The sequence below is a fragment of the Curtobacterium sp. MCBD17_032 genome, assembly GCF_003234855.1.
Taxonomy (GTDB): domain Bacteria; phylum Actinomycetota; class Actinomycetes; order Actinomycetales; family Microbacteriaceae; genus Curtobacterium.
The window spans coordinates 221868-242861 of the sequence record NZ_QKTO01000001.1; the positions used below are offsets into that span (position 1 = coordinate 221868).

The 20994-nt window shown below is 70.3% G+C and carries 18 protein-coding genes; 9 read left to right on the forward strand and 9 right to left on the reverse strand.

The features are described from left to right. Positions 1-105 precede the first annotated feature (105 nt). On the reverse strand, positions 106-3642 hold the full coding sequence (locus DEI91_RS01095) for a proline dehydrogenase family protein (protein WP_111050538.1): 3537 nt from the start codon (positions 3640-3642) through the stop codon (positions 106-108). 118 nt (positions 3643-3760) lie between these two features. Between DEI91_RS01095 and DEI91_RS01100 the strand changes: the two genes are divergently transcribed. Both DEI91_RS01100 and DEI91_RS01105 read left to right on the forward strand, forming a co-directional pair. Next, positions 3761-4252, forward strand: a complete 492-nt coding sequence (locus tag DEI91_RS01100) for a MarR family winged helix-turn-helix transcriptional regulator (RefSeq protein ID WP_181439420.1) — start codon at positions 3761-3763, stop codon at positions 4250-4252. Positions 4253-4306: 54 nt separating this feature from the next. Further along, positions 4307-5473: a PP2C family protein-serine/threonine phosphatase gene (locus tag DEI91_RS01105; RefSeq protein ID WP_111050540.1), complete on the forward strand. Its 1167-nt coding sequence runs from the start codon at positions 4307-4309 to the stop codon at positions 5471-5473. A gap of 141 nt (positions 5474-5614) precedes the next feature. On the opposite strand, the gene DEI91_RS01110 is transcribed toward DEI91_RS01105, so the two are convergent. Then, positions 5615-6493, reverse strand: coding sequence for a serine hydrolase (locus tag DEI91_RS01110; protein ID WP_111050541.1), 879 nt, complete (start codon positions 6491-6493; stop codon positions 5615-5617). Between the two features lie 103 nt (positions 6494-6596). Here DEI91_RS01110 and DEI91_RS01115 point away from each other — a divergent pair, with 103 nt between their 5' ends. Together DEI91_RS01115 and DEI91_RS01120 are read left to right on the forward strand one after the other, a co-directional pair. Then, the gene (locus DEI91_RS01115) at positions 6597-7472 is read left to right on the forward strand and encodes a DUF808 domain-containing protein (RefSeq protein ID WP_111050542.1); all 876 of its coding nucleotides are present in this window, start codon (positions 6597-6599) and stop codon (positions 7470-7472) included. A 332-nt stretch (positions 7473-7804) separates the two neighbouring features. After that, a complete protein-coding gene (locus DEI91_RS01120) occupies positions 7805-9682 on the forward strand; it encodes an adenylyl cyclase (protein ID WP_181439421.1) in 1878 nt (625 codons plus the stop codon). A gap of 184 nt (positions 9683-9866) precedes the next feature. On the opposite strand, the gene DEI91_RS01125 is transcribed toward DEI91_RS01120, so the two are convergent. Then, positions 9867-10178, reverse strand: a complete 312-nt coding sequence (locus tag DEI91_RS01125) for a hypothetical protein (protein ID WP_111050543.1) — start codon at positions 10176-10178, stop codon at positions 9867-9869. Positions 10179-10353: 175 nt separating this feature from the next. Between DEI91_RS01125 and DEI91_RS01130 the strand changes: the two genes are divergently transcribed. Next, positions 10354-10878 carry a MarR family winged helix-turn-helix transcriptional regulator gene (locus tag DEI91_RS01130; RefSeq protein ID WP_181439422.1) on the forward strand — a complete coding sequence of 175 codons (525 nt, stop codon included), beginning with the start codon at positions 10354-10356 and terminating at the stop codon, positions 10876-10878. 197 nt (positions 10879-11075) lie between these two features. On the opposite strand, the gene DEI91_RS16560 is transcribed toward DEI91_RS01130, so the two are convergent. Next, a complete protein-coding gene (locus DEI91_RS16560; protein WP_258374241.1) occupies positions 11076-11864 on the reverse strand; it encodes a hypothetical protein in 789 nt (262 codons plus the stop codon). A gap of 27 nt (positions 11865-11891) precedes the next feature. Here DEI91_RS16560 and DEI91_RS16565 point away from each other — a divergent pair, with 27 nt between their 5' ends. The 3 genes from DEI91_RS16565 (at position 11892) to DEI91_RS01150 (ending at position 14242) form a co-directional block, all read left to right on the forward strand. Further along, positions 11892-12056, forward strand: a complete 165-nt coding sequence (locus DEI91_RS16565) for a DUF2382 domain-containing protein (protein WP_258374242.1) — start codon at positions 11892-11894, stop codon at positions 12054-12056. A 143-nt stretch (positions 12057-12199) separates the two neighbouring features. Beyond that, on the forward strand, positions 12200-12610 hold the full coding sequence (locus DEI91_RS01145) for a YsnF/AvaK domain-containing protein (RefSeq protein ID WP_181439423.1): 411 nt from the start codon (positions 12200-12202) through the stop codon (positions 12608-12610). Positions 12611-13003: 393 nt separating this feature from the next. After that, on the forward strand, positions 13004-14242 hold the full coding sequence (locus tag DEI91_RS01150; protein WP_111050548.1) for a NosD domain-containing protein: 1239 nt from the start codon (positions 13004-13006) through the stop codon (positions 14240-14242). Positions 14243-14313: 71 nt separating this feature from the next. Here DEI91_RS01150 and DEI91_RS01155 read toward each other — a convergent pair whose 3' ends face one another. The 5 genes from DEI91_RS01155 to DEI91_RS01175 all read right to left on the reverse strand — a co-directional run bounded on the left by DEI91_RS01155 (position 14314) and on the right by DEI91_RS01175 (position 19427). After that, positions 14314-15237 carry a carbohydrate kinase gene (locus DEI91_RS01155; protein ID WP_111050549.1) on the reverse strand — a complete coding sequence of 308 codons (924 nt, stop codon included), beginning with the start codon at positions 15235-15237 and terminating at the stop codon, positions 14314-14316. 39 nt (positions 15238-15276) lie between these two features. After that, complete coding sequence (locus DEI91_RS01160) at positions 15277-16311, reverse strand: LacI family DNA-binding transcriptional regulator (RefSeq protein WP_181439424.1); 1035 nt, start codon at positions 16309-16311, stop codon at positions 15277-15279. Positions 16312-16495: 184 nt separating this feature from the next. Beyond that, positions 16496-17335: a carbohydrate ABC transporter permease gene (locus tag DEI91_RS01165; RefSeq protein WP_111050551.1), complete on the reverse strand. Its 840-nt coding sequence runs from the start codon at positions 17333-17335 to the stop codon at positions 16496-16498. Then, positions 17332-18216 (reverse strand): carbohydrate ABC transporter permease, encoded by an 885-nt coding sequence (locus DEI91_RS01170; RefSeq protein ID WP_110900824.1) that lies wholly within the window; start codon positions 18214-18216, stop codon positions 17332-17334. Before DEI91_RS01170 ends, DEI91_RS01165 begins: the two co-directional genes overlap by 4 nt. A gap of 50 nt (positions 18217-18266) precedes the next feature. Further along, complete coding sequence (locus tag DEI91_RS01175; RefSeq protein ID WP_258374243.1) at positions 18267-19427, reverse strand: sugar ABC transporter substrate-binding protein; 1161 nt, start codon at positions 19425-19427, stop codon at positions 18267-18269. Here DEI91_RS01175 and DEI91_RS01180 point away from each other — a divergent pair. Then, positions 19398-20948: a glycoside hydrolase family 32 protein gene (locus DEI91_RS01180; RefSeq protein WP_258374244.1), complete on the forward strand. Its 1551-nt coding sequence runs from the start codon at positions 19398-19400 to the stop codon at positions 20946-20948. The genes DEI91_RS01175 and DEI91_RS01180 overlap by 30 nt on opposite strands. Positions 20949-20994 lie beyond the last annotated feature (46 nt).

The following is a 20994-nucleotide window of genomic DNA, read 5'->3' on the forward strand; positions in this document are numbered from 1 at the left end:
CGCCACAGGTCCGCGGGGGTCCGGCCGGGAGGCCCGCCCCACGTGGGCCGCGCACCGGACGTCGGGCGGGCCTCCCGTCCGGCACGACCACCGGCCCGGACCGACTCAGAGGCGGATCCTGGCGAACTCCGGGTCGACGTCGCCGTGGCGGTGCGCCGTGACGGCGACGGTCTGCTCGCGGAGGAAGTGCGCCATCTCGACGACGCCGGCCTCGACGACGGGCGCGTCGTGGATCGCGGTGTCGATGCCCGCTCCGAGCGCTTCCTCGACCGCGAGGGCGTCGCCGCCGAGCAAGCGGATCCGGGAGCCGGGCCCGGCGAACGCGGTGTGCGGACGCGGCTCGAAGCCCTGGGACAGCACGATGTCGAGCGCGTCCTGCGGTTCGTCGACGCCGCCCGACCAGTCCTCGCGGAGGAGTGCGCCGGACGCAGCCCGGGCGAGGAACTCCTCGTCCGTCTCCACCAGGTGGTCGACCACGTCGAGGGGCGAGCGACGCCCGGCGAACAGCTGGGTGAGCGGTCCGGGCAGGGCGCGGGCCGTGCTGAGCAGGACGTGCGCCCGGGCGGCGGTCGCGGCGGCGAGGGTCCGGACGAGTTCGCCGGTGCCGACGCCCTCGGACTGGCGGACGACCACGGACTGCGGACGGTACCGGAGCACGTTCCGTTCGACGCGGAGGTCGGCGGTGTCGCGGGACCGGCCGAACCGCACCTCCCGGGCCTCGGCGTCACTCGTCGCACCGGCGCGGACCAGGTCGAACTCCTCGAAGGACAGACCGCTCCGGGCGGCTTCGATGAGCGCCGTGACCCGCGGGGGCAGGCCGTGCAGCTGGATGCTCTTGTGCACCGCGCGCGGGACGGGTGCCCAGTGGCCGAGCACGGCGACGGACTCGGGGCCGCCGCGCTTCGCTCCCGCGCCGACGGCGGCCCGGCCCCATCCGCCGGACGGCTGCCGACCGACGACCAGGTCCGTGGTGGGGCGGTTCACGACGAGGGTGCCCGCGGCCACCCGGTCGGTCCACGTGGCGACCTCGTCGACGTCGAGCGTGTGCAGGGCCTCGACCAGGCCGTGCTCGGTGCCGTTCTGGATCGCGATCGCCTGGTCGAGGGTCTCGACGTGCACCACGCCGAGCACGGGGACGGGCACGGGGGTCTGCGCGAACGCGCTGCCGGGACGGACGCCGAGGCGGACGCCGGGCGACCAGAGCCGCCCGGACTCGTCGAGGACGGTCGGCTCGACGAGCCAGGACTCCCCCGGAGCGAGCTCGGTCAGCGCGGCGCGGGCGGCCCCGGTCGGCTCGACGAGGAGCGGCCCGACCTGTGCGGCGGGGTCCGTCGGCCAGGCGACCCGGAGCGCCCGGGTGGCGTCGGCGAGCTGGCGTCGGAAGCGGTCGTCCTCGCCGACGGAGCCGACCAGGACGACGAGCGACACCGCCCCGGTCGCCTGGCCGGACTGCCCGAACGCCGAGGTGACCACGTCCCGCACCGCCTGGTCGACGTCCGCCGCCGGGGTCACGACGGCGGCGTTCACCGCACCGGTGTCCGCGATGAGCGGCAGCCCCGCCCGCCACCACCGGAAGGACCGGGCGGTGTCCGAGGACCCGGTGAGCAGCACGCGGTCCACCGCGGGGTGGGCGACGAGCTCACGACCGAGCTCGTCGACGTCGAGGTCGACGAGCTGCAGGAGCGAGTGCGGGACCCCGGCGTCCCAGAGCACGTCGGCGAGCACGGCCCCGGACCGCTTGGCGAGGGGAGACGGCTTCAGCACGACACCGCTGCCGGCGGCCAGCGCCGAGAGCACCCCGTCGGCGGGGGTCGCGACCGGGGAGGTCCACGGCGACACGACGACGGTCAGGCGCGGCGGGACGAAGACGGCGCCGGCGACGTCGGTCAGGTGCCGGGCACGGTCGGCGGCGTGGTGCGCCGCGTCGACCGCGGCGCTGACCTGCCGATCGGCGTCGGTGAGGGTCATCGCGGTCTCGGCGACCACGACCTCGACCAGGTCGGCACGACGGACCTCGAGTCCGTGGGCGACGAGGTCGAGCAGTTCGGCGCGGTCGTGGGGGTCCTGGCGCCCCCAGTTGACGCCCGCCTGCGCGGTCCGGGCGATGGTGCGTTCGAGTCGTTGGCGGTCGGTGACCCGGGCGCCGCGGATCGTCGCGACACCGAGCTGCGATCGGGGGACCCGACGGAGCAGGTCGGCAGCCCACTCCCGGTTCGCGGCGATCGTCGGGTCGGTGTCCGCCGCCGGCGGGTGGACGGCGGTGATCGCGGGCGCACCGAGCGGCGCGCGACGGTCCTGGGTGCGCAGGGTCGTCGGCGCCGGGTCGTCGAGCGCGGCGACGGCGGCCACGAAACGCTCGCGTTCGCGTGCGGCCACGGCGTCGTCCGTGCCGATCGAGAACGCGGTCGAGGTCGCGGACTCGCGGAGCCGGCGCGCGAGGTACGGGATCGCCGCGTCGAACTCGTCGGGCTGCACGACGGGCGTGCCGACGGAGACGGTCCCGAAGTCGGCGCGGACGGCGTCGAGGGCGGTGCCGGTCATCCCGAGGAGCATCTCGACCTCGAGCGCGTCGCGCACCCCGCGGCGGTCGGCGAGCACCCGCGCGGCGGCGATCGCGAACAGGTCGTGGCCGGCGAGCGTCACCCGGACCGCGTTCGTGTGCTCGGGCGTCAGCGCGGTGTCGAGCAGGCGGAGCAGGGCGGTGTCGGTCGCCTGGGGTGTGGCGTACGTGGCGAGGGGACGATCGTGCACGAGCGCGTCGGCGAGTTCGGTCGCGCCGCGCGCGCCGGCGACGAGCCGGACCCGGATCGGTGCTCCGCCGCGGTGGCGCCGCGCGGTCGCCCACGTGGTCAGCGAGGTGAGCACCCCGGCGCTGTCGGGCAGTTCCGCCGGCAGGGTGATGCCGGCGGTGGTGTGGGCGAACTCGTCCATGTCGAGCAGGACCCGGAAGACGGCAGCGGTGAGCTCGAGGTCGCGGGGGTCACCGGTCCGGAAGGTGACCGTGCTGCCCCCGGCGACCGCGGCGCGGAACACCGGGACGAGCCGTTCGACCGCCTGCTCGGTGGCGGTGTCGACCGCCCACGGTGACCACGGCGGCAGGACCTCGGACAGCGCGAAGGACACGGCCGGCACGTCGGGACGGCCGAGCAGGTCCGCGATCCACCCGAGGCGGCGAGCGCTCTCGGCCGGGCCGAGCACGGCGGGCCCGAGCGGGACGACGTCGACGCGGGTCCCGTGCGCGGCGACCTTGGCGAGCGCCGACCCGAGCCTGGCGGGAGGTGCATCGACCACCAGGTGCCCGGCGAGGCGACGCAGCACGCGTCGTGCGGTCGGGATGACCGCCCACGGCGCCATGGTCGCGAACCCGCCGCCGACCGTGACAGCTCCGCGGAGGTACCAGGCGAGGAAGTCCGGGACGTCCCGGCTCGCCTTCTCGAGGTTCCGCGCCGCCACCTTCGGGTCGTCGGGGCGGATCACCTTGTCGACGAACCCGCGGGCGAAGTCGAGGCCGCGTTCGTCACGCAGGACCTCGGCGAGCCGGGCCGCACCGGCGTCGGGCTTCGCACCCCGCGAGACGTCCAGCCACCGCCCGACGAGGGCGAGCGCGTCGTCGGTGCAGTCCTGGAGGCGTGCGGGCGGCATGGACTCGATCGTATGCCGCTCCCCCGACGTCTCCTCGGAGGCCGCCGTGTGCCGCCCAGGAGTCAGCCGGACGGAGGATCCCCGGTCCGCCCCGCCCTGCCGTCGATACGCTGGCCGGATGGTGGAGCACGGCGCTGACGGCCACGACTGGGCCACGTGGGACGCGTTCCACGACGTCTGGCGCGGCCTCGACCGGGCGCTCGACCTCGCCGTGCAGCGCGGCGCGGGCATCTCGATCCCGGAGTTCGAGATCCTCATCGGGCTGCACCGTGACCCCGAGCACCGGCTGCGGGTGCGCGACATGGCGGCAGGGATCGGCTGGGAGAAGTCCCGCGTCAGCCACCAGGTCACGCGCATGGTCGCCCGCGGCCTCGTCGCGCGCGCGGACTGCCCGTCCGACGGCCGCGGCAGCTGGGTGGTCATGACGCCGGACGGGCGCCGAGCGGTCCTCGCCGGCATCCGCGCGCACACCGCGGCGCTCGAGCAGCTGTTCTGGAGGCCCGTGGGGACGGACGCGGAGACCCTCCGGTCGGTCTCGCAGCGGGTCCTCGACGCGCTCGGTCCGGTCGACACCGACACCGACGCCGACCGCGGGCTGCGCGACGGCTGACAGCGGCCGGAGCGGGCGTGGGAGGATGCCACGATCGACTTCGCGGGGGAGCAGATGGACACGGACGGTTCGCGGTCCGCACGAGCGGCACTCGTGGCGGCGCTGGACATCGTCGACGCAGCCCCGCACGAGCGCCTCGAACGCATCGTCCGCATCGCCCGCGACCTCTTCGGGGTGCCGTTCTCGTACGTCAACCTGCTCGACGACACGCTCTTGCACACGCTGACGCCGAACACCGCGGGCGAGGCCGCGCCCGTGCCGCTCGGATGGTCGTTCTGCCAGTTCACCGTGCAGCGCCCCGGGCCGACCGTCGTCCCCGACACCACCGCCGATCCACGCACCGCCGACCTGCCGGGGGTCACCGGGCGCGGCATCCGCTTCTACGCCGGCGTGCCGCTCACCATGCCGGGCGACGTCGCCATCGGGACCCTGTGCCTGATGGACGTCGTACCGCGGGAGTTCAGCCCGCAGGACGAAGCCGCCCTGATCGACCTGGGCCGGTGGACCGAGCAGGCCCTGGCGAAGGGCCTCCAGCGCGACCGGCTGCTCGAGGTCGTCGACGCGCTCGCACCGCAGCCCGTGGACGTGCCGGGCTACCGTCTCGCCGCCCTCAGCGTGCCGTACGGCGACCTCAGCGGGGACGTCCACGACTGGACGACGGGCAGCGACACCGTGACGTTCACCCTCGCCGACATCATGGGCAAGGAGCAACCCGCGGCGCTGCTCGCCGCCGGGCTCCGCGCAGCGCTCCGGCAACACGAGGACCTCGGTCCCGTCGCGGCCGTCGCGGCGATCGAACCCCGGATCAGCGAGGACCTCAGCCGTGCCTCGGCCTTCGCGACGCTCTTCCACGCGAAGCTGACCCCGAGCACCGGCCGGGTGGACTTCGTCGACGCCGGCCACGGCCTCGTGCTGCACCTCCGGGCGGACGGCACGTCGGAGATCCTGCGGTCGCGGGACCTCCCGCTCGGCCTGCACCCCGAGGGCGTCGCGTTCCGTGCCGGTTCGCTCGTCCTCGGACGCGGGGACACGCTCGTCGTCACGAGCGACGGGGCACTCGACCTGGGCGACGGGACGATCGACACGCTCACCGACATCGGGCGGACGCTGCGGCGGGCGCCGGACACGGCCGCGTTCCTGCGGACCGTGCGGCTCCGGGCCGCGGAGCACGCCGAGGACGACGTCACCGTGGCGGTGCTGGCGCGCGACGCTGCCGGCTGAGCCCGAGCAGGGCGACGCGGACGGAAGACGGTGTCGGTACCTGCCCACAGGTACCGACACCGTTGGCTCGTGCGCCTGACCCGAACAGGAACAGCGAACTGGATCGAGCCTCGCGGATGCCACCGACATCCGGCGACGTCGTCAGCGGTCGGAGTCCGCGAGCACCTCCCCGACGGCTGCCGCCACGGCGTCCGCGCCGGCGTGGTCGTCGGCCGTGATCGTCACGACGGCGTCGGCCGCCTGGTCGAACAGCACCAGCTGCCCGTTCGCCCCGTGCAGGCGCCACAGCCGGCCCGGACCGTCCCATCCGGCGAGCGCGTACCGCTCGTACCCGGGGTCGCGACCGGCTGGGACCCAGTCGCCGTGCATGGCCTCGACCCACACCGCCGGGACGAGCTGCCGACCGGCGAGCCGACCGCCGTCCCGGACGAGTCGGCCGACGAGCGCGACCTCCGCCGTCCGGAGCAGGAGCCCGCCGCCGGCTGCGATGCGACCGTTCGGGCAGCGTTCCCACTCGACATCGGCGATGCCGAGCGGGGTGAGCAGCCGGTCCTGTGCGAAGCGGCCGACGTCCCCGACCCGGGTCTCGAGCACCCGCATCGCCGTGTACGTGCTGGCGTTCGCGTACTGGAACACCCGCCCTCGGGACGGTCGCCGGAGGAACTCGCGGGCCAGGTCCGGCCAGTCGGTCAGCAGGGCCGGCGTCCACGGCAGGTCGACGCCACTCCTCATGGTCAGCAGGTGTCGGAGGGTGACGGCCTCGGTCCCGTCGCCGAACTCCTGGTCGACGAGGTACTCCGACACGGGGGCGTCCGGGTCGACCGCACCGTCGCCGACGGCGATGCCGGCGACGAGCACGCAGACGCCCTTGGCGATGGACTGGACGTCCTCCCGCACGTCGGGCGTCCAGCGGTGCTCGGCGGCTTCGTCGCCCACGAGGACGTGTAGACCGTGCGCTCGGAAGCCGGTCCGGGCGACCTCGGCCACGACGGCGTCGCGGACGGTCTCGGCGCGTGTCATCCGGCCATCCTCGCGCCTCGGCGGCCGGGAGACGAGTTCGCGGGCAGCCGCCAGTAGTCTGTGCGATCGGACAGTGTTCGGGAATCGACGAGGAGACCACCACATGTCAGTCGGACTGCTCGCCGTCGTGGACGACATCCTCAGCGCGGCCCTCAAGGCCAGCGCGAAGACCGCGGGTGTCGTGATCGACGACGCCGCCGTCACCCCGCAGTACGTGCAGGGCCTCCAGCCGGCCCGGGAGCTGCCGGTGGTCGGGCGGATCGCCCTCGGCAGCCTGTTCAACAAGTTCGTCATCATCATCCCGCTGGCGCTCCTGCTGTCGGCGTTCGCGCCGTGGGTGCTGCCGTGGCTGCTCGTCATCGGCGGCACGTACCTGTGCTTCGAGGGTGCCGAGAAGGTCACCGAGTGGTTCGGCGTCCACCACGAGGCCGGCGCGGACGCCACCGTCTCCGAACCGAAGCTCGTGTTCGGGGCGATCCGCACGGACCTCATCCTCAGCACCGAGATCATGCTCATCGGTCTGGCGAGCCTGGACCCGGACCTCGGCTTCTGGCCGACGCTCGGTGCCCTGGCGGTCATCGGTCTCGGCATGACCCTGATCGTCTACGGCGCCGTCGCGCTCCTGGTGAAGGTCGACGACATCGGCCTGCAGATGATGAAGAACCCGTCGCGCGGCACCCGGCGCACAGGCGCCCGCATCGTCGGCGCGATGCCCGCGGTGTTCCGGTTCATCAGCATCGTCGGGACCGTGGCGATGCTCTGGGTCGGAGGGCACCTGGTCATCGCCAACATGGCGGAGACGTTCTGGGCGGGCCCGTACGAGCTGCTGCACCACGTCGAGCACGCGGTCGAAGGCGCCGGGCCCGTCATCACGTGGATCGTCGACACCGCGATCTCGGCCGTCGCGGGCCTCGTGCTCGGCATGGTCGTCGTCGGGATCGTGCTCGGCATCGGCCGCCTGCGGGGTCGGGCGCACTGACGGGCGGAGCACACCGACGGGCGGAGCACACCGACGGGCGGAGCGCACCGACGGGCGGGGCGCACTGACGGGCGGGCACGGGCCTCCCGACGTGATCGGCCCGTCGAGGACCGGTCGTCGTGTCCGATCGCCCGACGACCGTCCACGGAGAGCCGCCGAGCAGCCGGATCATCCGCGCAACGAGCCCCCTCGGCAGCGGTCGTCGGTGCGACGTCCGGCCGGGGTTACGCTTCCGCCACTCCAACCCGCGCGGCCGTCGTCGTCCGCCCGGGTGACAGCGACGTCACCCGGACGCCGTCGGCCGCCCCACATCTGCAAGGAAGCAGGTCCCGGTGAACCCCTTCGCCCCAGCGCCCCTCGGACGGGCACGAACCCGCAGACGCGTCATCGGCGCGACCGTGGCGGTGAGCGCCGCGGCGCTCGGCGTCCTCGGCACGACGCAGACGGCCGTCGCCGCACCGCCCGCGCATGCACCGACGAGCGACCTCGGCCAGAACGTGCTCGTCTTCTCCCCGGACATGCCGCAGGCCGACATCCAGGCGAAGGTCGACGCCGTCTACGAGCAGCAGGTCGACAACGAGATGGGCACGGCTCGGTACGCGCTGCTGTTCGAGCCGGGAACCTACGGTTCGGCGACGAACCCGCTCGACATCCGGGTCGGGTACTACACGGAGGTCGACGGCCTCGGCCAGGACCCGAGCGGCGTGACCATCAACGGCGGTGTCACGGCCACCGGACGCAACGGCAGCGGTTCACTCGACACCTTCTGGCGGTCGGTGTCGAACCTGACGATCCACGTGGTCCCGACGGCCGACGCCTGCCACACCGGCAACGAGATGTGGGCCGTCTCGCAGGCAGCGCCGATGCGGCGCGTGCACGTGCAGGACTACACGACGTTCATGCCGTACTGCGAGGACCCGAACTACGCCAGTGGCGGGTTCGTCGCCGACTCGGAGCTCGAGGGCGGCGCGCTGAACGGGTCGCAGCAGCAGTTCTACGTCCGCAACACCGACCTCGGTGCCGGATGGTCGAACGGCGTCTGGAACCAGGTGTTCTCCGGCGACCTGAACGCGCCGGCCCAGTCCTTCCCGGTGCCGCCGTACACGACGCTGACGGCGACGCCGGTCTCCCGCGAGAAGCCGTACCTCTACGTCGACGACCACGGGGCGTACCGCGTGTTCGTGCCGAGCGCCGCGACGGACTCGGTCGGCCCGAGCTGGGCGGACGGGCACACGCCCGGCCGGTCGCTGCCCCTCGGTGACTTCTTCGTCGCGCACCCCACGGACTCGGTGACGACGATCAACGCCGCCCTCGCGAAGGGCAAGAACCTGCTCGTCACGCCGGGCGTCTACGACGTCGCGAAGAGCATCGCCGTGAAGCGCGCCGACACCGTCGTGCTGGGGCTCGGCCTGGCCACGCTCACCGCCCAGAACGGCGCCGTCCCGATGGTCGTCGGCGACGTGCGCGGTGTCGACATCGCCGGCCTGACCTTCGACGCGGGCCCCGTCAACTCGCCGACGCTGCTGAAGATCGGCAGCGGCCACCACAAGGTCGACCGGAACCCTGCCACCGCCGGCAGCGCCGCCGATCCGACCGCCCTGCAGGACGTGTTCTTCCGCATCGGCGGTCCGCACGTCGGCAAGGCCACGACGAGCCTCGAGGTCAACAGCAGCCACACGATCCTCGACGACATCTGGGCCTGGCGCGCCGACCACGGCGTCGCCGGATCCGTCGGCTGGACCGTCAACACGGCCGACACCGGAGTCGTCGTGAACGGTGACGACGTCACCGCCACCGGCCTGTTCGTCGAGCACTACCAGAAGTACAACGTGATCTGGAACGGGGAGCGCGGCCGCACCGTCTTCTTCCAGAACGAGCTGCCCTACGACGCACCGGACCAGGCATCGTGGCGGCACCAGAAGGTCGACGGCTGGGCGGCGTACAAGGTCTCGGACAAGGTCAAGACGCACGAAGCCTGGGGTCTCGGCAGCTACATCTTCACCAACGTGAACCCGACCCTCCACGCGACGCAGTCCTTCGAGGTCCCGGACCGACCGGGCGTGGTGATGCACGACATGACCACCGTCGCGCTCAACACGAACGCGGGGACGATCGACCACGTCATCAACGGCCAGGGGTCCGCCGCGACGGGAGCCGTGTCCGGGCAGCCGCAGACCGTGACGCGCTACTCGAACGGGGCCGTCGAGTAGGAGCCGCGCTGTCCGCCCCGGCGCCTCAGGGCGGAGCGGCGACCGATCGGTCGCAAGGGCGACGACAGGCCGTCCCGCTGGGATGCGGGACGGCCTGTCTCGATCCGGTCCACCATCTCCGGAGTCGCACGTGTGACGTGCTGGTGCGCGCACCCGGCCGGAGCCGGGGCGCGATGTCGCTCGACTAGTTCGAACGGCCGTTGCCGTCGCGGCGGTCGTCGTCGTCGTGCTCCGGCTTGCGGACGCCGGCCTTCGCGATGCCACGGCTGAGGATGTAGGCCATCGTCACGAGCGCGACGTAGAGCCAGGCCTGGTCGGCGCCGAAGCCGGTGTGGCCCTCGTCCGCGTTGTCGACGACGGCGGACGCGATGAGGATCGCGAGCGAGACGACGATCCACGCGTAGAACTCCGTGGTCTTCAGGGCGGACTTGGTCTCGTTCCAGGTGCGGCGCACGACGTCGTCGTGGCGTGCGGTGTTCCCTGTCGTGTTCGACATGGTGTCTCCTTCGTGTTCAGTGCCACCGAGCGTCCGGTGGCCGCGTGATGTCGACACTCCTCTAACCCGGCTTATTACTCACCCAGTTCCGTACTCGGCACAATACGCACTCCGCTTGCTTCGTCTGAACGAGGAGAGCAGCATCGTCGGCAGGTGGAGACGAGGGGCCGATCTGATGTCGAACGAGGACCACACGCGCAATGCACACCGTTCCGGAGCAGAGGAGCCCCGCAGTGCGGCGGGAGCGGCCGCCATCGAAGCCTTGCAGGCACTGAGTGACAGCGTGCACGACGCCGACGAGCAGGCCCTGCGGGCGTTGCAGATGCGTCCCGTCGACGCGGTGGCCCTGCTGCACCTGGTGGAGGCCGGGCGCACGGAGCGGTTCCTCAGCCCCACGGAACTGGCGGCGAAACTCCGCCTGACCACGGCCGGCGTCACGAAGCTGGTGGACCGGTTGAGCGGCGCCGAGCGGGTCGAGCGACGACCGAACCCGCGCGACCGTCGCAGCGTCGTGCTGGTGCCGACCGAGAGCGCGACTGCTGACCTCACCCGGGCGTACGGGCACATCCACACGCCGTTGATCACCGTCATCGACGAGCTCTCCGACGACGAGGCCGCCGTGGTCACCCGGTTCGCCTCCCGCTTCGCGGACGCGATCCGCCGGGCCGGCGAGCGCGACGACGCGAGATCCGACGACTGAACCGCTCCGCCGGGTGTCGACTCGTGGTCGCCGCCCGCTGACGGCGCTGACCGACGCGGTCGGGGCCAGCCCAGGAGTCGCGGGGACGCGGGCCGGGCTGCTGCAGGCGTCGCGGAGACGCACTGCAGCAGCCCGGGCCGCACCGTGTCACGCGTCGCCGCACAGCGAGAGGCCGACGAGTGGCCTCCCGCTGCTGGTCACGAGGAGTGACGACGGCGGCGGAGCACGACCGTGGCCGCTCCCGCCGTCAGCAGGAGCGCCGCCGCGATCAGCGCCGACCGGACGGACGCACCGGTGAAGGCCAGGGCCTGCCCGCCGGTCCCGCTGGTCCCGCTGGTCCCCGCCGGGCTGGACCCGTCGGGCGAGAGCGCGCCGGGCGCTGCCTCGTTGCCGCCCTGCCCGGGCGCGCCGTCGTCCTGACCGGCGTCCCCGCCTCCCGGAGTCCCGCCGCCGACCGGCGGATCGACCCGCTCGGTGGTGACGACGGCTGCCGAGACGTCGGCACCGAGTCCGGAGCGGTCCGTGAAGTGGACGGCTGTGACGGACCGGTCGCCGTCCGTGGTGCGCTGCTCGTTGAGGACGAGCGTGCCCGCGCCTCCCGGCACTGCGATCCGGGTGTCCGCTGGGACCGGACCGGCCGGGATCGTCGTGCCGGCGATCCGACCGCCGCCGGTGGTCACCGTGGTGGCCGTCCCGGTGACCGTGACCTGCACGTCGCGCAGCTCACCCGCAAGGCGGGTGCCGGGGAAGAGCACGACCCGGTCGAGTCGCACCGCACCGCGGTCCTGTGCGGACCGGACGGAGGCCCCGGTCGCCCGGAGCTGCCCGGCACCACCGTCGCCCACCACGTCCGCGTGGGCCGTGACCGGACCACCGGAGGCAGCCGGTGCCGCGAGGGGTTGCGCGCCGACGTCACTGGCTCCCGTGCTCCGGAGCCCGTAGGCGTACCAGCGTCCGGGTGCCGGCTCGTCGGTGCCGGGGAGCACGAGGTCGTCCTCTCCGAGGAGCGCGTCGTGACCGCCAAGGAGACCGTCCCCGTCGAGCGCGTCCGCCTCGGCACGGGTACCGTCACCGAGCAGCAGACCGTCGACGAGGAGGTCGCCCACGAGGAGATCGAACTCCACGACAGCGAGGTGCGCGGCACCACCCGGACCACCGACCGCGACCTCCGCTCCTGAGCACCACCGGCGAGGACCCCGTCCGTCGCCGGGACTGAGCCCGCTCACACCTGTCGGCCCCGATCATGACGAGCGGGGCCGACAGGTGTACCCGCCCCTCCCGTTCCCTCACCGGAGCACCGCACGGCCCAACGGAGCAGAGCATGAACCGAGACCAGCAGCACGTGTCCGACGCCGACGACCACGTCGAGGTGGTCCGCAGCGAGGAGCGCCTCGCCGTCACCACCGAGCGTCACGCCACGGAACGCGTCCGACTCGAGCGGTACATCGTCACCGAGCAGCGCACCGTCACGGTCGACGTCAGCCGTGAGGAGATCCGCCTGACCCGCGAGCCGATCACCGGCGGGACCCGCCTGCCGGCCGGCACCGGCGACACCGTCCGCGAACCGATCGTGGTCGTCCTGCACGAGGAGCAGCTCGTCGTGACCAAGACCGTCGTGCCGGTCGAGCGCGTCACGCTCACCACGCACACCGTCACGCACGACGAGGTCGTCGACGAGACCCTCCGGCACGAGGTCGTCGACGTCGACGAGGTGCGCGCGCCGATGGCCTGAGCAGCCGACCCGAGTGCACCGAGCCTCCTGGCCGTCATCGCGACGGACGGGAGGCTCGTCTCGTTGCCGGTGCCTCGCATGGGCCGACGATGCGACGTCCCTGCCGGACGCGCGCCGCCGACGACGAGTTGCGATCCGCTCCTTTCCCTGCGGCTGGGGTCGCAGTACCATGTCGGCGAGATGCCAAATCGGTTTGGCACACGACGAAGGGGTAGCAGCAATGATGGAACACCTCGTGATGTCTCGGCGCACGGTGCTGACGGGGATGGCGGTTCTCGCCGTGGCCGCACACAACGTGCCCGCTCTGCAGGCGACAGCGGGACAGAGCCCCTCTGCCGGGCACCGCGGGAAGCTCGAGCCTCGCCGTCGTCGCGTCCCGGTGGGGCTGCTCTGATGCCCGCCGACAAGAAGAAGCCGGTGGCCATCCCGCCGGAGCCGAACGTCTACGACGTCACCGACTGGAACCCGACCGGCGCTCTCGACCCGGTGCGGGACATCGGTGCCGTCATCAACAGCATCATCGGGGACATCAAGCGCCGCCAGACCAACCAGGCGGACAAGCCCGGCGCCGTGATCTACATCCCGCCGGGAACCTACTCGCTAAAGACGCGGGTCGTCGTCGACATCAGCTACCTCTGCATCCGCGGTTCCGGGCACGGGTTCACTTCATCGAGCATCCGATACAACTCCGGCGACACGTCCACGTGGCACGAGATCAATCCCGGGGGCAGCCACATCAAGGTGGAAAACGCCGACGGCAAGTCCGAGGCGTTCCTCGTGCAGCGATCGGGAGACCCTCGGTTGAGCTCGATCGAGTTCGAGAACTTCTGCCTCGACGGGGTGTCGTTCACCGGCAACCAGAACTCGTACCGCAACGGGAAGGTCGGGATCCGGTTCGCGTCCGCGACCGATGCAACCCGGGTGCGCGGGATGGGGATGGTGTACCTCGAGCACGGCCTGATCGTGCAGGACGCGGACGCGCTCGACGTCTCCGGGAACTTCATCGCCGAGTGCGGCAACTGCATCGAGCTCACCGGGTCCGGCCAGGCGTCGAAGGTCACCGACAACCACCTCGGAGCGGGACCCATCGGGTTCTCGCTGTTCGCCGAGCAGCACAATGGTCTCCTCGTCACCGGCAACAACGTCTTCCCTCGCGGCATCGACTCGGTGCACCTCAAGAACTCGACGCGGTGCAACATCTCCGCCAACCGGCTGCACTCGTTCTACCCGGGCATGATCACGCTCGAGGGGAACTGCAAGGAGAACCTGATCGGCTCGAACATGTTCGAGCGGCAGGTGGAGACGTACGGGCCGTTCATCGGAGTCGGCAACGGCCGACCGGACGACTTCGGTGTCGTGCAGGTGAACGGTGACGGCAACACCATCACCGGCAATCACGTGACCGTGATCATCCCGCCAGAGCAGGTCGCGCCCGCCGGCACGACCGCAGCGGTGTTCCGCGTCGCGAGCGGCGATCAGAACCTCATCGGCGCCAATCACGTGATCAGTAACCTGACGCTGCACACTGTGGTCCTCGACGCGGGCACGACCAACTCGCACGTCTTGGACAGCGGAACGGAGGCGCAGTTCGCCGCCGCCTCCACGAGCCACGGATTCCGACCCACCCCGTAGGACCGTTCGGAGACAACGGGCCCGTCACGCATCGTGACGGGCCCGTTGTCTTTCCGTGCGGACGTGATCGGTCAGAGTGCGCCGGTCGTCGCTGCGGAGAGCTCGACCCGTGATGGAGGATTTGCGCCAGCACGGCTCACCGCGACCGACGCCGATGCTGCCGCCGCGCCCCCGACGCGGGTCAGCAACGTCGTGTCGACAGCGGACTGCTGTATCCGCTGGAGATCGCCTCCCTGCAGCAACGCGAAGAGCAGCCCGGACATGTAGGCGTCTCCTGCTCCGATCGTGTCGACAACCGTCACCGCGGGCGCCGTGACCTGCACGCGAGTGTCCCGGCCGGCGACGATCGATCCGGCTGCACCACGGGTGATGGCGGCGAGGCGCACCCCACCGTCGAGGAGACGGTCGAGGACGCCATCCGGGTCCACGTTCGGGTAGAGCCAGTCGGCGTCCTCATCGCTGAGCTTGACCACGTGCGTCCGCTCGACGATGCGATCGAACTGCTGCAGCGCATCGGCCTGCTCGAGGAGCGCCGGCCGGATGTTCGGATCGAAGCTGCGCACCGTCGCCGCGGGAAGCTGACGGAACAGCTGCACTGCGGCGTGGCCACCGGGTTGCAAGAAGGCCCCCAACGATCCGGTGTGCGCAACAGCTGGCGCAACCCCGGCAGGGAGCACGGGCGATTCCCGGTCCCAGACGATGTCGAAGTCGTACCGAGCAGACCCGTCGGCTTGGAGCTCCGCACGCGCAACTGAGGTCGGCCCGTCGGCGCGGTCGACCGTCAGGCCGTCGTGAGCGAGGTGCTCGGCTATCAGACGCCCGTGTTCATCGTCACCGAACTGCGTGGCGAGGGTCACGGGCACGCCGAGGCGGGCGAGCCCCACTGCGACGTTCATGGGACTCCCGCCTGGTGTGAGGCGGGTCTCCGACCCGTCGGCGACGGCGTCGATGAGCGCTTCGCCGAAGACGATGACAGGGCGGTAGGAGGTGGTCATGGCGATCCTTCCGCGGACGGTGATGTCACCGTCCGGACGTCACTGAGATGGTGCGGCGACGGACTCGCGACGCACGATCGGGCAGGTCAAGAACACCGGTCCGACGGCTTGCTGCTGCTCGCCGGTCGGGAGGTCGTTCTGCAGCTCGACGAGGCGTTCGAGGGCCCACTCGCCCATCTCGTAGTGCGGCAGCGCCACAGTGGTCAGCGCGGGGAAGAGCCCCTCTGCGATGAGCTCCTGGTTGTCGAAGCCCACCACTGAGAGGTCGGTGGGGATGCGGAGTTGCAGCTCTGCTGCAGCGCGGTAAGCGCCCATCGCCATGCGGTCGTTGTAGCAGAACAGGGCGGTCGGCCGGTCAGGACGCTGCAACAGCGCACGCGCAGCGTCGTAGCCGCCCGGGGTTTCGGACGGGGCCGCGCGGACGAGCGACTCGTCGACGTCGAGACCGGCTTCCAGCAGGCTCTCCGTGTACCCCGCCAAGCGTTCACGGGTGGCGGGAACGTCGTCCACGTTGTTGATGAAGCCGATGCGTCGGTGCCCGGCAGTGAGGAGCTCTCCCATCGCGGCGCGGGCACCGCTGCGTTCATCTGGGGCGACCGCGGGGTGCTTCCTGGTGCTGTCGGTCGCGTCGATGACCACGGTCGGTATGACATCGAGTTCGGTCGGGGGGGTGATCTCGCGGTGGTACATCGTGGCGTAGAGGACACCATCGACCTGTTGCCGGATGAGGGCGGTGGCGTTCGCGGCGACGTCGTCCCGCTCGGTGTTGATGATGACCAGCGTCAGCCCGTGGCGTCGGGCCGCGTTCTGCGCGCCGAGGATGATCCGACCGGCGTGCGGGGTCGTGGCGATCTCTTCGCTGAGCAGGCCGATCATCTCAGAGCGCTGCATGCGCAGGCCCCGTGCCATCCGGTTCGGGCCGTAGCCCAGGCGGCGTGCAGCGTCCTTGACCCGCTCGCGGGTCTCGTCGCTGGCTCGGAGGAAGTCGACGTCGTTGAGGATGTGGGAGACGGTGGTGACGGACACCCCGGCCTCGGCTGCAACGTCCTTGATGCCGACGCGTCTCGGAGCCACCATCGATCCTTTCGTTCCGTGGGAGGTCGGATCGCGTCCGGCCCTGCGTTGGTCGGCGGCATCCGTCTTGGTCGAGCACACCATCGCTGATGCTCGCGACCGTGGGAAGGTCCCGCTCCCGGTGTGAAACGCGAGCATCTTCACCCTAAGTCCACCGGAAGCGGGATCTCCGAGTGGGCGATGCTCACCCCTTGACTGCGCCCAGTGTGAGACCAGCGACGATGTGCCGCTGCAGAACGAACGTCAGCAGGATGACGGGTACCGAGTACACGATGCCGAGGGCGGTCATCGTTCCCCAGTCGAGACCGAACTGCGTCTGGAAGTCGGCGATCATGAGTGGAGTCGTCTGCGCACGCACCGAGGTGAGCAGCAGGGCGAAGATGTAGTCGTTCCACGATGCCAGGAACGCGAAGATCGCGGTGACCGCGAGGCCGCCGGCGGTCACCGGCAGGATCACGCGGACCAACGCGCCGATCCTGGAAGCGCCGTCAACACGGGCAGCTTCCTCGAGTTCTTCTGGAACAGCCTGGAAGAAGCTCGACAGCAGCCAGATCGACAGTGGCAGGGAGATCGTGGTGTGGGCGATCGCGAGGGCGAATGACGTGTCCTGGATGCCCACGCTACGGAACATCGTGATCAAAGGGGCCCCGACGACGATCGCCGGAACCATGCGGGTCACGAGGGCGACGAGGATGAACACCTGCCCGAAGCGGGTCCGGTACCGGGTGACTGCGTACGCGGCTGGCACTGCCAGCACGAGGGACATGACGGTGCTGATCGCCGCGGTGACGATGCTGTTGATGAAGGACGCCGGAACTCCGCTGGTGCCGAGTGCCGAGCTGTAGTTCTCGAGCGTCCAGTTCCGCGGCCAGATGGTCGGCGGCACCGCGATCGTCTCGACCGGCACCTTCAGTGAGGTGAGCACCATGTAGAGGAAGGGGAACGCGTAGAGCACGACGAGCAGGATCAGGGCGATCCAGAGGATGGTCTTCGTGCCGATGCGCTGTGTTTCGAGGCCGTTCACTGGTCACTCCCGGGTCGCCAGATCTTGAAGATCGCGAAGATGGCCACGGCCAGCATCGCGATGAGGTAGATGGTGCCCATCGCGCTTGCCAAGCCGGGGTCGCCGTAGCGGATCTGTGTCTGGTACACCAGCAGTGACATCGTCTCGGTGGCGTTCTGTGGGCCACCGTTGGTCTGCAGCACGATCACGTCGAATGCGCGAGCGGCGTCCACACCACGGACGATGAGCGCGACGGCGATCACGGGACGCAGCAGCGGGATCACGATGCGGAACAGCAGTGTGGGGTATCGGGCTCCGTCGAGGCGGGCCGCCTCGAGGACGTCGCCGGGTATGTTCTGCAGGCCGGCGAACAGCACGAGCGTGATGAACGACGTCGTCAGCCAGACGTCCGGGATGGAGACCGACACCAGAGCGATCTTCGGGTCACTCAGCCACTGGATCGCGTTGGGGGACGGCAGCAGGTGGGCGCTGTAGAGCAGCTGCCCGACGATGCCGAAGTTGTCGCTGAGCAGGAACTTCCAGAGCAGGCCCGCGACGATCGGCGCGATCATCAGGGGGTAGAGGAAGATCGTGCGGAAGACGCGTGAGCGGTCACCGATCGTGGCGAAGAGCAGTGCGACGAGCAGGCCGATGGCGAACTCGAAGAACACCACGATCGCCGTGTACACCGCGGTGCGCCAGGCGGAGTTGCCGAAGTCCGGGTCGGTGAACGCGGTGATGTAGTTGCTGAAACCGACGAACCGGCGAGTGCCTGCGAGCTGGTTGATGTCGAAGAAACTGTTGGTCACGAACTGGATGAGCGGCCAGCCGATGAAGATGAGCAGGAACAGCGCCGCCGGCAGGATCATGAGCACGGCGAAGCGTCGGTCGGTTATGCGCACGAGCGACTTTCGGTTCGGGGGAGGTGGCGGCCCCGTAGGGCCACCACGCTCTACTTGAGGATGTCTTCGACCTTGGACTTGGCCTGGTCGAGGAGCTGCTGGTTGTCCGCACCCGGTCGGACGGCTTGCTGCAGCATCGGCACGAGCGCGTTGTCGACGATCTGCTGCCACTTGGGGTTCGACGGACGCGGGATGGTGCCCTCCGCCTGCAGGGTCTCGACCATCGGCGTGAACGCTTCGTAGCCGGGCTTGTCCTGGTACTTCTCGAACGCGGACACCCGCGCGGCGAGCCCGAGGTCCGTGGTCGCGCTCAGGTCGTTGTGCTCGTACGCGAACTTGATGAACTCCTCGGCTGCGTCCTGGTTCGGCGATGCCTTCGGGACGCTGAGGTAGTAGGGGCCGGGGACGCCAGCAACACCGGCGGGGCCAGCGATCATCGGGGCGACGCCGACCTTGCCGGAGACCTTCGAGTCCTCGGGGATCTGCCGGTAGGCGTGGCCCCAGAACAGCATGAGCGCGGTCTTGCCCTGGTAGAAGAGGTTCTGCGCTGCCGCCCAGTCGGTCTGCGCCGCACCCGGTGCCGACGACTTCAGCATGCTCGTGTAGAAGTCCAATGCCTTCAAGCTGGCAGCGTCACCGAGGGTGACGTTCCCCTTGTCGTCGACGACCATGTCCTTCTCGCCGGCCTGCGAGAGGGCAGCGAGGTATTCGGTCTCGACAGCGCCCTTCGTGGCAGTGCCGTACATGCCGTCCTTCGTGAAGAACTCGGCCTCGTCCTGGTACTGCTCCCACGTCGTCGGAGGCGTGAGGTCGTAGCCGTACTTCTCCTTGAACGCGGTCTTGTTCGCCGGGTCGTCGAGGAGGTCCTTGCGGTAGTAGAGGATCTCTGTGTTGGTCCACGCGGGCATACCGACGTAGTCGCCGCCGATCTTGCCCTCCTGCAACTCCGCCGGGAAGAGGTCCTTCTCCACGTCCTCGGTGAAGAGCGAGTTCAGCGGCGTCAGCCCTTCCTTGAAGGTGGGCAGCCAGATCGCATCGAGCGCGGCGACGTCGAAGGACACCGACCCGGAGTTGAGCTCGCTGTTGACGCGGTTGTAGAGGCCGTCGTAGGGCAGCTCGACGAACTGGACCTTAGTCCCGGTCTCCTTCTTGTAGCGATCGGCGATCGGCTGGAGCTCGCCGTGCCCCCCGGCTTCGACGAGGACGGTCAAGCTCTTCGCCGACCCGCCACCGTCGCCGCCACCAGCACCGCACGCGCTGAGGACCAGCGCCGATGCCACGGCCACGGCAGTACCGGCGAGGATGCGACCTCTGTTGCCGGCACGCGTGCCGGACTTCTTACGAAGCATCATCACTTCGTCTCCTTCGTCTGCAGCAGCAGCGCTGCGATCGGGTACGGTGTCGATGACAAAGCGTTTTGCCAAAACGACTTGGCCCAAGATATACATCTACGCAGAGGCCGTCAAGCGAACGGCCCATCGCTCCGAGGGGACCCCTTGCGCATGATCGACGACGATCGCCCCAGCATCCACCTGACCGCTCGATCCGGCTGGATCAACGACCCCCTGTCGTTGACCTGGCACGACGGCAGCTACCACGTCTTCTTCCAGTACGTGCCGGAACAGACCAGCTGGGCCCCGTCCTGCCACTGGGGGCACGCGACGTCCACCGACCTGCGGACGTGGACGGAACAGCCGGTGGCGTTGGTGCCCGGCGAGGGCGACGACGGGATCTGGTCAGGCTCCCTCGTCATCGACGGCGATCGTGCGACGATCTTCTACACGTCGATCCAGACGCCGGACTTCAGCATCGGCCAGATCCGCACCGCTACGCCCACCGCTTCGGACTGGACAACGTGGACCAAGGGGGACGTCGTCGCCGTTCCCCCCGAGGACATCGATGTGCGGGTCTACCGCGACCCGTTCGTCTTCCGTGATCGTGACCGATGGCGGATGCTCGTCGGAGCGAACATCGACGGCACCACCGCCGCTGCACTGTCGTACTCTTCGCTGGATCTCCAGAGTTGGCAGTACGACGGCGTCGCCGCGCAGCGGAACACCTCGCTGACCGAACCGGTCTGGACCGGCAAGCTCTGGGAGTGCCCACAGGTCTTCACCATCGATGGTGTCGACGTGCTGATCACCTCCGTCTGGAACGACGACGAGCTCCACTACGTCGCCTACGGACTCGGGGAGTGGCGGGACGGCGTCTTCGAGGTCGAGCGATGGGGTCGGCTGACGTGGGGGGACAGCTACTACGCACCTTCTTTCTACCGCGACTCCGACGGTCGGCCCGGGCTGGTCTTCTGGCTCCGCGAGATCCGCGATCACGCCGGGGACACCTGGACCGGTGCCATGAGCGTGCCCCACGTGCTCACGCTGGACGGCGATGAGCTCGTCGCGCGGCCGCACCCTGACGTCGTCAGCGGCGATGGCGTCAACACGCACACCGCGTTCGATCGCATCGACCTCACAAGCGATGGGCGCGCTGACATCATCAACTGGGACCCCGATCTCGGACAGCTGGTCGTCACCAGAGATGAGGAACCGATCCTCACCATCAACCGCACCGGGGACGACCTGCACATCGCGGCAGCGACCGGTGCAGGTGGAACGGTGCCGGCAGGTGATGGGGTCGTGGAGATCCTCCTCGACGGACCGGTCCTCGAGGTCAGCACCAGAGCCGGACTGTTCGCCGCACCCTTGCGTGCCCCGGTCGCTGTCACGCGGTAGCGGCCCTCGAACTGATCCTGCTGTTCCGCTGCGCGCAGTGGCCACA